This is a genomic window from Clostridium sulfidigenes (assembly GCF_000732635.1).
GTDB lineage: Bacteria > Bacillota > Clostridia > Clostridiales > Clostridiaceae > Clostridium_J > Clostridium_J sulfidigenes.
Genome location: NZ_JPMD01000029.1, coordinates 1 through 13,319 on the forward strand (window position 1 = coordinate 1; position 13,319 = coordinate 13,319).

The following is a 13,319-nucleotide window of genomic DNA, read 5'->3' on the forward strand; positions in this document are numbered from 1 at the left end:
TAATAATAAAGTATATGTTTCGTTATTATTATATTTTTTAAAAATCATTTTATTAGAAAAAATTTAATTTTAGGATGTGATAACATTGGAAGACTTAAACAACAAAAACTTAAATAAAAGAAAAAAATCTCGAAAGAAAAAGATAATTATTTCCTGTGTTGCTGTGCTTATAGTTATACTTGGTATTGGTTTGTTTTATGGAAATAATCTGCTGTCAAAAATGAAAAGGTCAGATATTGATGAAAATGATCTAGGTATCAAGGACGAGGTTAAAGAAAAACTACAAACTAGTGAAATTAAGGATATAGTAAATATAGCAATCCTTGGAGTTGATGAAACTAAAACTGATGTAGGACGTTCAGATGCTCTTATGATAGCAACCTTTGACCCTGTTCATAAGAAACTTAAGATTACATCTATAATGAGAGATACCTATGCAGAGATACCTGACTATGGAAAAGATAAAATCAATCATGCCCATGCTTACGGTGGTCCTCAACTTTCAATAAAAACTTTAAACCAAAACTTTGGGCTTAATATTGAGGATTATGTAAAAATTAATTTTAAAGAATTGAAAAAACTTGTAGATGCAATTGGCGGAATAGATATGAAATTATCCGATGAAGAAATTGTAGAAGTTGACAAATATATAGTAAGAGTTTCAAGTAAGTCAAATACTCCAGCAAAGACTTTAGTAAAAGACGAATCTGGTAAAGTACATATGGATGGCTTTCAAACCTTGGGTTATTGTAGAATTAGAAGCACTGCTAATGGTGACTTTGATAGAACGGAAAGACATCGTAAGATTATGACTGAAATGTTTAATAAAATCTCTAAGGCCGGTACTGCAGAACTTGCTTCCATGGCAACTAAACTATTACCTTATGTAGAAACCAGTCTATCTAACAAAGAAATAATTAACCTAGCAGCAAATGTACTTAACTTAGGAACTAAAAATATAGAGCAAGAAAGATTCCCAAGAGATGAATATACTCATAACTCAAAAATTAATGATGTATTCTACTTATGCTATGATGAAGATTATACCGAGGAACAAATTCATGAGTATATTTTTAATGATAGAAAAATATGGCTAGAACCTAACCCAAAGGTATATAATCACGATGCTGAACACTCACATGGTAATGAAATTTCAGATTATCAAAATACAAATACAGAAACTATAGCTCCTAATACCAATGTGGAAACAGAGGTTTCTACTCCAAGTAACAAGGATAATACAAATAAACCTAATCCTGTAGATAACACTACTGATAAATCAAACCAAAACAAGGGTGATAATTCTCAAGGTAATGATACACCAGTAGAGACCCCAGTTGAAACTCCAACTGAGCCACCTAAAGATGGTTCTACTGAAAATCCAAACCCTTAACGAGAGGAGATAGTTATGAGTACAAATTCAACAAAGCCCTCAAACACAAATAGAAAGAGGCAAAAAAAGAATAAAAGAAAAAAGAAGAAAGCTAATAAGATTATATTAATAATAATAACTCTTTTAGTACTTTTCATTACAATTGCAGTGACATATGGATTATCAACACTAGGTAAACTTAATACAGTTGATTTTAACAATAAAGATTTGGGTATTGATAAGTCTAATCCTAAATCCTCTTCTGATAAAATTAAAAATGTTGTACTTTTTGGTATAGATCAAAGTGAAGGTGATGTAGGTCGTTCAGATGCAATAATCATTGCCACAGTTGATTCTAAACACAAGAAACTTAAACTAACTTCTCTTTCAAGAGATAGTTATGTAAACATAGATGGTCATGGATATGATAAGCTTAATCATGCCTACGCTTATGGTAAAGAAGAATTAGCTATTAAGACTATAAATCAAAATTTTGGACTTGATATAACTGATTATGCCAAAGTTAATTTCTCTGATTTAGAAGAAATTATTGATGTTATTGGTGGAATAGAACTAACTATAGACGAAGCTGAAGTTGAGTATATAAATAACTATGTTCGTGACTTATCAAATGATCAAGGAATTACACCACAATATGTAAATTCTTCTGGTGTACAAACATTAACCGGACTACAAGCTACTGCTTATTCTAGAATTAGAGCTACTAGTGGTGGAGATGACAAAAGAACTGAACGTCATAGGGCTGTATTAACTGCTCTATTCAACAAAGTTCAAAATCTAGGTATACTTAAATTACCATCAGTAATTAATGAAGTATCGCCTCATGTTCAAACTAGTCTTTCTACTTCAGAAATTTTAAGTTTAGGTACTAAAGTATTAACCTCTGGAATGACTGATATAGAACAACTAAGATTCCCACTTGCAGAGCATAGTAAAGGTGATTCAATAGATGGTGTTTACTATACTACCTTTGATGAAGAGGTCACTAAAGAACAGATACAAAAATATATTTATGAAGATATAAAGCCAGAAACATCTTCTAATTAATAAGAGCTACATGGATTAAATTCCATGTAGCTCTTGCTTTTATTGTGGTAAAAATTCTTTTATACTATTTAAAACAGCTTCTTCTAATTTTAATAAATTCCTATCTGAAACTTCATTGTTCTCCCCAGTTACACCTAAGTATATTTTCATCTTAGGTTCTGTACCTGAAGGTCTTACTACAAAATAGCATCCATTGCAGAAAATAAATTTAATAACATTTGACTTTGGTAAATTTATAACCTCTTTACTAGAGTCATCAACATTAATCCTATAACTTAGTTTATAGTCTTCCTTAACAGATACTTTATAATCTCCAAAGTTTCTTATATTCTCACTTCTGAAATACTCAATTATTTCTTTAATTTTTTCTTGACCATCCTTACCTTTTAGCTCTATGGATATTAACTTTTCTTTATAATATCCATAACTTTCATATAGTTCTATTAATCCTTCATATAAAGTCTTACCTATGGATTTATAATAAAGAGTCATTTCACATATTAAAGCTGCTGCTATAACTGCATCCTTATCTCTAACAAAATCCCCTGCTAAATATCCATAACTTTCTTCAAAACCTAATAGGAACTTATTATTACCTGGAGCTTTTTCAAAGTTTCCTATAAGCTCTCCTATATACTTAAACCCTGTTAGAACTTCCTTAATCTGTACATCAAATTTCTTGCATATAGGTTTTATCATATCTGTGGAAACTATAGTTTTAATTATAGTACCCTTAGTATCTAAATTTCCTGTTTCTCTTAAGGATGATATTATATAATGAGTTAATAGTACACCTACTTGATTACCCGTAAGAACTCTATATTCACCTTTATTATCTTTCACTACAGCCCCTATTCTATCACAATCAGGGTCTGTACCAAGGATTATATCAGGAGCAAAATCCCTTGCCATATCTAAAGCTAGCTTAAATACTTTACTATCCTCTGGATTTGGATATGGCGCTGTTGGAAAAGCTCCATCAGGTAGTTCTTGTTCTTTAACTACCTCAACATTCTTATAAGACAGTTCATCTAGTACTCTTCTTACAGGAATATTGCCAGTACCATGAATAGGCGTATATATTATTTTAAGATCCTTACCATGATTTTTTACTAGCTCTTTTCTTATGGTAAGCTCCTTTACTCTTTCTATATATGAAGTATATATTTCTTCTCCTATATAGTTAACTAACCTTTTTTCAACTGCTTCCTTAATATCCATTACTGTAACTTGAGCAAAGGAATCAATATTATTTACAAAGGTTATAATTTCATTAGCTGATGCATCTGTAACTTGACATCCATCATCACCATAGACTTTATACCCATTATACTCTTTAGGATTATGTGAAGCTGTTAATACTATACCACCTTGGCAGTTTAACTCTCTTACAGCATAAGAAAGCATAGGAGTAGGAGTAAGCCTATCATATAAGTATACTTTTACACCATTACCAGCTAAAACCCTAGCAGCATACTCTGAAAACTCCTTAGACATATGACGAGAATCATAAGCTATTGCAACCTTTGGAGAAGTATATTTATTATTTAAATAATTAGCAAATCCTTGTGTTGCCTTTCCCACAGTATATATATTTAACCTATTACTCCCAGCTCCAATTATTCCTCTTAATCCTCCTGTTCCAAACTCTAGCTCTTTATAAAATCTATCTTCTAGTTCAGTTTCATCAATAATGTTTTTTAGTTCCGCTTTAGTGACATCATCAATTTCAGGTGAATTAACCCATAAATTATATTTATCTCTATAATTCAATGATACCCCTCCCTATTTATATATTTTATCTTCTTATATCTTTATTTTTATCTTTAAATATCATATCCTTCATACTTTTAATAGTATTTCTATATAAGAATAAAACTATTAATATAACTATAATGCCAATAATTACTGTAATAATAGAAAATTCCATAAAACTTGTGTATAAAGCAAGAATAGATATAGCTAATATAGCTACTGTAGTCCTTCCTATACTATAATCTACTTTATAGAGTTTTCTAGATATTAAAGTTCTGGCATAATAAAATACTATATACGCTAGTCCAGTAGAAATACCAGCACCTTTAGCTCCTAAGGTTGGTACCAAAATACTATTTCCTATAACATTAAATAGGCAAGCTATTGAAGCTATTACTATGTGATATTTAGGTTTCTTTTTAAAATTTATACCTCCAACTGATACCTCTGACATGGTATATAATACAGGCATAAATACTAAAAATGGCATTATGTAAGATGCAGTTCTATACTTAGGTCCTAAAATTAACACAATTACATCTTTAAACAATATTATACCAATTCCTATTCCAAACATTAAAAAACTAACTATATCATTGATATTTGAAAAAAACTTTGTATCCTCTGGAGCTTTTTCGTACTTTTCAAAAGCCACGGGTATCCAAAAGGTTGCAAATGATGTCTGTAATATGTTTAATATGGCTATTATACTATTGGCTGAACTATATATTCCCACCTCATAATCACCATAAAAAGCTTTTATTGCCATCTTATCAGCAGATTGGAATAACCATGTAACCAATACTGTAAAAATCAATGGTATTCCATATTTTAAGATATCTAACTCAGAATTTTTAAGTTTTTTATCTTTAATATTCTTAAAATTCCAACTATCTCTCTCAGTAAATATAGATATACCTGCTATTACAGCATTAGAAATTAAGGTTGCATAAGCAAGAGTTAAGAAACTATTATTATATATCATAAAGAACAATGCTATAGACATAAGATAACTAAGCTTTTGCATTACCTGTAGCATAGAATATAGTCTTCCCTTTTGCTTCATTCTTACTGTCAAAAGTGAAAATCTGCTTATAGAAGCTAAAGTTATATTTAATAAAAGTAATATTATAAAATTTGGATTATATTCTGAGATTACATAATTTGATATAGGAACTTTAAATATAATGATTATAATTGATATTAATATATTTAATATCAAAGGAATCTTTATACTGTCAAATAATAATTTGTTTCTATTAACTTCATCCTCTTCATAAAAAAATCTTACATAAGATTGGTCTAATCCACAGGTTATGATTAACGTAAGTATGCTAGCATATAAATTGAACATTCCAAACTTACCATACTCCACAGGCTCTATTATCCTAGTTATAATTGGAGAGGATATAAGTCCTATGATTAATACTAGCCAATTCCCTACAGAGAAAGATAGAAACTTTCCAAGTAAAGAATTCCTTTTTATACCACTTAATTTTAAATTTAAATTACTCATAATTTTAAACCTACTGATTCTCTAGAAGTTGATCCTCTGGTACATCTCTTAAAACTTTTGCTGGACTTCCAACTACTACTTTTCTAGCTGGTACATCCTTTGTAACTAAAGACCCTGCTGCTGCAAATCCTTCCTCTTCTATAACCTTACCTGGAAGTACTACTACTCCAGCTCCAAGTCTACCACCATTTTTAATAGTAATACCTTTAAACTTTCCAAATCTCTCCTTTGAGCGAGCTGCATAGTTATCATTTGAAGTTACAACACAAGGTGCTATAAATACATAATCCTCCACAGTAGAATATGCAGTTAAATATACATTAGTTTGAATCTTACAATTTGACCCTACTGTGCAGAAGTTTTCTACAGTTGAGCCTCTGCCTATAACCGTTTTCTCTCCTATAGTTACATTTTCTCTTATAGTTGCCATATCTGCAATTAATGTTTTATCTCCTATGATTGCTCCTCTATAAATTATAGTAGTAGCACCAATTAAACACCCTTCTCCTATGGTGCAGTTTGGTAACTTCTCTTCATCTTTAAATATACTGTTTACCCCCCTCATTGGAGTTTTACCTATAACAGTATTATCATCTATTCTAACATTATCTTTTATTATAGTATCCTCATGAATAACTACATTATGGCCGATAATGCAGTTGTTTCCTATAGTAACGTTGTCTTCAATAACTGCAAACCTTCCTACCTTAACATTGTCTCCTATAGTAGCTTTTTCTGATATATAATTCATATATTACACTTCCTTTTTATCATTAATCTGTGATTGAAAAAAATCCTTAAGTGCATCTTTCCAGTACCTCATAGTATTCCCAATAGTGCACTCTAGCATTAAATTATCTAAAGCAGAATAGGTCGGTCTTTTAGCTGGTCTAGGATACTCTTTTGTAGTACAAGGCTCCACCTTGCAATTACAGCCCTTAAGTTTAATTATCTCTACTGCAAAATCATACCAAGAACAAATCCCCTCACCAGTACAATGGTATATACCGTATTCTTCTGTAACTATAAGCTTTAGTATATTATAAGCTAAATCTTCACAGTTAGTAGGATTTCCTAGTTGATCATTAACTACCTTTATGGAATCATTCATATCACCTAAATTACTTATAGTGTATACAAAATTTTTCCCAAACCTTCCATAAAGCCAAGAGGTTCTTACTATAAAATATTTATCACAAAACTCTCTTACATAATCATCTCCAAGAGCCTTAGTTTTTCCATATATACTTTTAGGATTAATCCTATTATATTCTTTATAAGGACTAGTGCCTTTTCCATCAAAGACATAATCCGTAGATATATGCAATAGCTTTGAATTTGCTTCTTTAGCTGCTATAGCTAAGTTTCTTGGTCCTAAAGCATTAGCCTTAAAGGCTCCTTTAAAATCACTCTCACAGCCATCTACGTTAGTATAGGCAGCGCAGTTAATAATAACATCAGGTTTTATATTATTAATAACTTCCTTCACCATATTTAAGTCAGTAATATCTAATTCTTCCCTTGATAAAGAAATCACTTCTCCTTTAATAATTCTAGAGTCTATATCTCCTAAGGATGAACTTCCTTTATCTATTATATACTTTATTTCTTTTGCGAGCTGAGAGTTTCCTCCTGCTACTAATATTTTCATAAGTAAAACTCCTTAAATATAATTATTATGTATAGAATTATCAGTATAATTATACTCTATTTATATTACAAAAGTAACCCTAGCATTTTTAAAAAACATAAGTTAGCTATGTTCTAAATCATAGCTAACTTATATTTTTATAATCTACTCAATATATCTATATACTTTCTTATAGACATATCCTTTGTTAAATTTTCTTCTAAATATGTTCTACCCTTTTTCCCAAGAGTTTGCATATTATCTTTCTCATCTAATATTTTATTTAGTGCTAGTTCAATTCCCTTGTAGTCTTGAGGTTCTACAACAATACCACAATTACAATTTCTTATTATGAGCTCTGCTTCACTATCCTTCTCTAATACACCGAGGATAGGTTTACCTACAGCTAAAACTCCATATATCTTACTTGGTACTGATATACCCTTTATACCTTTTTGATTTGTAACTAGATGAACATCTCCAGCATTTAAAGAATAAATTAAGTCCTCTTTATTTTGGTATGGTATAAACTTAACATTTTTCAGACTATTCTCTTCAACATATTGCTTTAATGTATTTTTCATAGTTCCATCACCTACAAAGGCAAAGACAACATCATCTCTATGAGAAAACTTCCCTATTACTTTTATTATGTTTTCTAAATCATAATATAATCCAATATTTCCTGAATACATAATTATAAATTTATCATTTAAAGAATATTTATCTTTAAATTCTTTAATTTTAGTATGATCTTTGTCTATTGGATATATATTTTTTTCATCAATCCAGTTATTTATAATTTCATTACTAGGAACCTTTTTACCTTTAAACCTATTTATTAAGGTTCTTTGCATATCTCTTCCTACAATAATTATTTTATCTGAAGCTCTACAGCTCATTTTATCTACTTTTCTTGCTAATTCTAACAAGAGTTTATTTTTTGAATAATTAACAGCCTCAGTTTGCTCTGGATTAAAATCTTGAATATTATATACATATTTAGCTCTCTTTAATACTTTTCCTATAACCCCTAAGGTGCCACCTAAAATAGGAGGTTGAGATATTGAATATACTATATCCACATCTTTAATCTTAAAGGTTGCAAAAATAGCATTAAAAAAATATCCTAATATGTTTTTTATTCTACTAATCTTATTAGTTTTATCGAAGTCACATACTCTAACTCTTAATACTTTTATGTTTCCATGACTTTCTAAATATAACCTTTTATCTTTATATCTATCATTAACAGTACCACTATAACTTGGTACTGCACAGATTACCACTATTTCAAAATCTTCTTCTAACCCTTCACAAAGCTCAGTTAAAATTTGACCTGTAGATGCTACATCTGGATAAAAATAATGAGCATATACCAATATCTTCTTTTTCATACTATCTCCTCACCTATTAGCTAGCGTCGTCTCCTTTAATAACTACTTTAATTGTTTTAAATACTAACTTAACATCTAGCCAAAGATTTCTCTCTTTTACATACTTTATATCTAACTCCATCCATTTATGAAATGGTATATTGTTTCTTCCACTTACTTGCCAAAAACAAGTTAATCCTGGCTTTACCACAAACCTTTCCATCATCCAAGACTCAAATTCTTTTACTTCTGAAGGTAGACTAGGTCTAGGACCTACTATGGACATTTCTCCTCTTAATATATTTATAAGTTGTGGCAACTCGTCTATACTTGTTCTTCTTATAAATCTACCAATCCTAGTAATTCGTGGGTCTTCTTTTATTTTAAACATAGGTCCATCCATCTCATTCATGGGTTTAAGCTCTGTAAGCATTTCTTCTGCATTTATTATCATTGATCTAAACTTAAACATCTTAAAATGTTTTCCATTTTTACCAACCCTAGTTTGAGAGTATACTATAGGTCCACTAGAATCTAATTTTATAGCAATTGCTATAATAATAAATACAGGACTTAAAACTATAAGTGATAGAACAGACATTAATATATCAATAATTCTTTTTAAAAATTCATAAATAACTTTTTCATCCTCAGCCTGGATAGTTCTAACTTCACAGTCCTGGCTTGGTCGAATTTCACCCATATTCTTCTCTCCTTATATTATTAATAAAACTTATTTACTATTAAATATGACCTATAAAGATTATACTACAATAGGACAAACTTATCTATTAATTGAGTATTTTTTTAAGTATATTTTGTGAATATGAGCCAATTTTAATACTTTACCTGAAAAAATAAAAAGATAAAAGATATGTGGAGCACAATCTTTCATCCTTTTACCAAATAGGAGCTTAAAAAACTAAATTACATTATTTTAAAAACTATAACCTTCAAAATGTTACTTTAAAAGTTATATATGGAACCCATATTCCACTAAAACCATTATATCACATATAGTAAATTTTTAGAATATCTTTTTACTATTTCCTATTAAATAAATCTATTTCGACACATTGAGAATCTTATTTGCTTTTGGTTCTAACTCTATATGTATCCATTCCTTAACGCCATCATTAAATTCTATTTTTGATATATCATTATATATTTTTATGGCAGCATCAATATCCTTACTATCCATTGTATTAACAGCTATATCTAAAGCCTCTGAAGCATTAGTCATTAAAGTTTGTTGAGCTTTATCAAGGATTTCATTAAAACGAATCCTATCTTTTACTATTTCTTCAGGTAGTGTTATAATTTCATATCTAGCTGAGTTAATATCTTCTTGAGCCATGGTTTCTCCTGCTTTAACAACAGCATTATAGGCTTCTTTTCTAGAAATTTCCCTATTTTCATTTTTAATTACTTCATCTAGATTCTCTTCAACTCTTTCTTTATCTTTAATAGTTTCAACTTCCACCAACAATTCTTTTGCTAATTCTACATTTTTAATAATTTCTTTTTCTTTTTCAAAGGATAAAAATTTATCTTCCTCTTTATTCTTTGGAAGTAGTTTATAACCTCCAACTCCTAATACTACTAAAATAATTACAAGAAAAATATATAAACTACTCTTTTTAGTTTTTATCATATAATTTACACATCCTTATTTTATATAAAAATTTCACTTCCTTTATATTCTATATATTTATATACCATTTGTCCACTATTTAGTAGAGTTTTTACAGTACTTATGATATATTCTTATTGTTTATAATATGAGTTAGGAGGAAATTATAGAATAAATAGTAGCTAAATTATACCATATGGGTATTGACTTAATAACTCCACCCAAGGATTACTTCTACAATAAGGAGCTATTCTTTGATACAAATTATCACCTTAATGAAAGTGGAATAGATAAAATAATGATACAATTATCAAAGGATATAAAAAAGGTTATAAAATAAAATTACCCCTAGGATATACTTTCCTAGGGGTAATTTTATTGAAATAGTATTTTGCACCTATCTAAGTCAAAAACTGTATTATAAATTTTCGATTTATCTATTGATAGCTTTAGTAGTTTAGCACGTTGTGCACTAATATTAACTAGTCCATTAGAATCATGAAATACATGCTTACATATAGGATAATTGTTATAATTCATTATAGTTATCGGTAATCGCTCTAATTTTATCTCTTTATTGTAACCATTTCTAACTAATAAAGTAATGTTAATGCTGCCATCATCATCTTTTACCAATTTAAAAATAGCTATATTTATTTCATCTTTTATAAGAGTATCAAGGCCTTTTTCAAACTTACGTATTTCTTCTTCTTCATCAAATGACATATCTATAGATAAATTTTCTATATCTGCTTTTACTGATTGAAAGCAATTTATATTCTTATTAAATATAACTCTATATTCTTCATTAGGATCATAAATAGATCCTTCATTAATTATAAACTTTAAACTACAAGGAGTTCCTGTATAACTTGGCATAGAGCCTAATTCTTTTAAATTGCATGTAAGATTAGATATAATGTCTCCTTTCGAGCTTTGTATTGCTAATACCACTTCTTCCAATGATATCTCACTTTTTAAAGTATTTCTTATAAAAAATCCTACTTCCAATTCATTTCCTTTATTCGAAAAATAAGTAGTTGCTAAATTAACTTGATTTTCTTTTAATGGTTCTATTTCATTAATATTATACAACTCTTCTTGGAAAACCTTCTCTTTAAGAGGTGAAACCATTTGTATTTTTGGAATATTTAATCTAATATCACTTTTATTATTCATATGTTCCCCCAAATCATCTTTATATATTAAAATAATTCTTGCCAAATCTTATTTTAACATTAATATACTTGTATTTCTACTTATGATTTTAAATTATAAAATAATTGTGAAACAATTTGCTATATACTGAATAAGATATTTGAGTTAACCCCCAAATTGTAAAATCTTAATTAGTATATAAGTATCTAGTTTATAAAAAAAGAGAGAACATCCGTCCTCTCTTTTTACATAATTTTATATTATCTATTTTACAGCAGATACCACTATTCCAGATTTAGCATCGTTACCAGCAGCATCTTTAATACCATTTGCGTCTTTTACTTTTACAGATACATTCATTATATCAGCAACTAAAACATCAGTTCCTGCATCATAAGCACTATTTCCATTAACATCAATGTACTTACCATGAGTTGCATCGTCAGAAGGTTTTAATGTTACCACTATGTTACCATCATCAGAACCAGTACCAGCAGCAAATCCATAATTAGAAGTTGTTAAAGTATAAGTACCACCATTTAATTTTACATCAACTCCTGATTCAGTTCCAACAGATGTAGCAGCTGTAATAGCTTCACTAAAGTCTAGAGTAAATGAACCATTAGTATTCCAAACAACTTTATTAAGTTTTGGTGTAGTATTATCTTGAACATTTGCATAACCAACAAATGGAGCAATTGTTCTACCATTTATATCTCTTACATTATTAACTGTAAGTACTGCATTAGTGTCAGTATTAGCTACAAATTCGTCTGGTAATACTATAGTTACTGTTTGACGGTCCCCAGCTACAGTGATTTGTGTATCTAGAGGTAATGTCTTACCAGCAATAGTGTAGTTAGCAGGATTGTTAGCTGCATTAAATCCGAAGTCACCTACAACAGCTCTTCCATAATCAATTATAATTTCATTTGCTGTATCTGTATTTACGTTACTTTGTGCAATTTTAAATGCAGTAGAAGCTGCTTTGAACTCAACTGATTTAGCAAAAGCAACAGAATCATTAGCAGTTTGTGCTGTATCAACAACAAATCCTTTTGCAAATACAAAGTTCACTTTTTTACCAAGTGCATAAGGTTGGATTCCAATTTCCACTGTCTGTCCATCATCAAGAAGTTCAATAGCTGAAGCATCAAGAACATTAGTGATAACTTCATCAACACCTGTTACAGCATTCTTAGCTGAAATATCACTTAAGTCTGCTGGAGCAGCATTAAGTTCTTCATTAAATTTAACTTGTAACTTTTCTGCATTACCATCTTTATCATATACTACTGAAACGTCTGAAACATTAGGAGCTACAACATCCTTAGTTAAACCAACATTTTTAGTAGTAATAGCTATTTTATTACCTAGTGAATCTTTTACTTGGTCATCAATTTGTAATGTAAGAGTACGTGAAGTTTCTCCATTACCATAAAGTTCTTTTGAAATATTCACTAAGAACATCTTACTGTTTATTGCAGTTACACTATACTCAGTTGATTGAAGAGAAGTTAATTTTTCATCAACAATTTTAACAGATGAAGTATTAACAGATGAAGTATTCATTGCTTTATCAAAAGTTAATAAAATTTGATGATCTCCTATTGCTTCAAATTGTGCAACTGGTGCAACTGTATCTTTAGTTACAGTAAATGTAGTACTTTGTAAAGCCTTAATATTACCCTTAGCATCTGATGCATTTAGAACTTCAACTGTGTGAGTTTTAGATGTATCTAATGCTAATCCACTAAATGTTAATGCAGAAGTACCTGTTCCAGTTCCAGTGTATACAACTCCATCAATTT

The 13,319-nt window shown here is 29.4% G+C and carries 12 protein-coding genes; 3 read left to right on the top strand and 9 right to left on the bottom strand.

Features of this window, described 5'->3' with window-relative positions; genetic code table 11:
* Positions 1 to 85: 85 nt before the first annotated feature.
* Positions 86 to 1,393 (top strand): LCP family protein, encoded by a 1,308-nt coding sequence (locus IO99_RS12010; RefSeq protein ID WP_051824079.1) that lies wholly within the window; start codon positions 86 to 88, stop codon positions 1,391 to 1,393.
* Between the two features lie 15 nt (positions 1,394 to 1,408).
* Complete coding sequence (locus IO99_RS12015) at positions 1,409 to 2,440, top strand: LCP family protein (protein WP_035133754.1); 1,032 nt, start codon at positions 1,409 to 1,411, stop codon at positions 2,438 to 2,440.
* 39 nt (positions 2,441 to 2,479) lie between these two features.
* On the opposite strand, the gene IO99_RS12020 is transcribed toward IO99_RS12015, so the two are convergent.
* The 7 genes from IO99_RS12020 to IO99_RS12050 all read right to left on the bottom strand — a co-directional run bounded on the left by IO99_RS12020 (position 2,480) and on the right by IO99_RS12050 (position 10,371).
* The gene (locus IO99_RS12020) at positions 2,480 to 4,213 is read right to left on the bottom strand and encodes a phospho-sugar mutase (protein WP_035133755.1); all 1,734 of its coding nucleotides are present in this window, start codon (positions 4,211 to 4,213) and stop codon (positions 2,480 to 2,482) included.
* Between the two features lie 25 nt (positions 4,214 to 4,238).
* The gene (locus tag IO99_RS12025) at positions 4,239 to 5,711 is read right to left on the bottom strand and encodes a lipopolysaccharide biosynthesis protein (RefSeq protein WP_051824081.1); all 1,473 of its coding nucleotides are present in this window, start codon (positions 5,709 to 5,711) and stop codon (positions 4,239 to 4,241) included.
* A 10-nt stretch (positions 5,712 to 5,721) separates the two neighbouring features.
* Positions 5,722 to 6,462 (bottom strand): N-acetyltransferase, encoded by a 741-nt coding sequence (locus IO99_RS12030; RefSeq protein WP_035133757.1) that lies wholly within the window; start codon positions 6,460 to 6,462, stop codon positions 5,722 to 5,724.
* 3 nt (positions 6,463 to 6,465) lie between these two features.
* On the bottom strand, positions 6,466 to 7,362 hold the full coding sequence (gene rfbD, locus IO99_RS12035; protein ID WP_035133759.1) for a dTDP-4-dehydrorhamnose reductase: 897 nt from the start codon (positions 7,360 to 7,362) through the stop codon (positions 6,466 to 6,468).
* 137 nt (positions 7,363 to 7,499) lie between these two features.
* Entirely contained in the window at positions 7,500 to 8,738 is a 1,239-nt protein-coding gene (locus IO99_RS12040) for a glycosyltransferase family 4 protein (RefSeq protein ID WP_035133760.1), read from the bottom strand.
* A gap of 16 nt (positions 8,739 to 8,754) precedes the next feature.
* Positions 8,755 to 9,420: a sugar transferase gene (locus IO99_RS12045; protein ID WP_051824083.1), complete on the bottom strand. Its 666-nt coding sequence runs from the start codon at positions 9,418 to 9,420 to the stop codon at positions 8,755 to 8,757.
* A gap of 360 nt (positions 9,421 to 9,780) precedes the next feature.
* Positions 9,781 to 10,371, bottom strand: coding sequence for a hypothetical protein (locus tag IO99_RS12050; RefSeq protein WP_035133762.1), 591 nt, complete (start codon positions 10,369 to 10,371; stop codon positions 9,781 to 9,783).
* 175 nt (positions 10,372 to 10,546) lie between these two features.
* Between IO99_RS12050 and IO99_RS19080 the strand changes: the two genes are divergently transcribed.
* Positions 10,547 to 10,690 (top strand): hypothetical protein, encoded by a 144-nt coding sequence (locus tag IO99_RS19080; protein ID WP_156964349.1) that lies wholly within the window; start codon positions 10,547 to 10,549, stop codon positions 10,688 to 10,690.
* 35 nt (positions 10,691 to 10,725) lie between these two features.
* Here the strand turns inward: IO99_RS19080 and IO99_RS12055 are convergent, their stop codons facing one another.
* Together IO99_RS12055 and IO99_RS19340 are read right to left on the bottom strand one after the other, a co-directional pair.
* A complete protein-coding gene (locus IO99_RS12055) occupies positions 10,726 to 11,529 on the bottom strand; it encodes an SLAP domain-containing protein (protein ID WP_035133764.1) in 804 nt (267 codons plus the stop codon).
* Positions 11,530 to 11,772: 243 nt separating this feature from the next.
* The coding region (locus IO99_RS19340) for a hypothetical protein (RefSeq protein WP_035133767.1) at positions 11,773 to 13,319 on the bottom strand (1,547 nt) is incomplete at its 5' end.

Coding starts and splice junctions, on each gene's coding strand:
- IO99_RS12015 (WP_035133754.1), top strand. CDS start 1,409: ATGAGTACAAATTCAACAAAGCCCTCAAACACAAATAGAAAGAGGCAA.
- IO99_RS12025 (WP_051824081.1), bottom strand. CDS start 5,711: ATGAGTAATTTAAATTTAAAATTAAGTGGTATAAAAAGGAATTCTTTA.
- IO99_RS12030 (WP_035133757.1), bottom strand. CDS start 6,462: ATGAATTATATATCAGAAAAAGCTACTATAGGAGACAATGTTAAGGTA.
- rfbD (WP_035133759.1), bottom strand. CDS start 7,362: ATGAAAATATTAGTAGCAGGAGGAAACTCTCAGCTCGCAAAAGAAATA.
- IO99_RS12040 (WP_035133760.1), bottom strand. CDS start 8,738: ATGAAAAAGAAGATATTGGTATATGCTCATTATTTTTATCCAGATGTA.
- IO99_RS12045 (WP_051824083.1), bottom strand. CDS start 9,420: ATGGGTGAAATTCGACCAAGCCAGGACTGTGAAGTTAGAACTATCCAG.
- IO99_RS12050 (WP_035133762.1), bottom strand. CDS start 10,371: ATGATAAAAACTAAAAAGAGTAGTTTATATATTTTTCTTGTAATTATT.
- IO99_RS19080 (WP_156964349.1), top strand. CDS start 10,547: ATGGGTATTGACTTAATAACTCCACCCAAGGATTACTTCTACAATAAG.
- IO99_RS12055 (WP_035133764.1), bottom strand. CDS start 11,529: ATGAATAATAAAAGTGATATTAGATTAAATATTCCAAAAATACAAATG.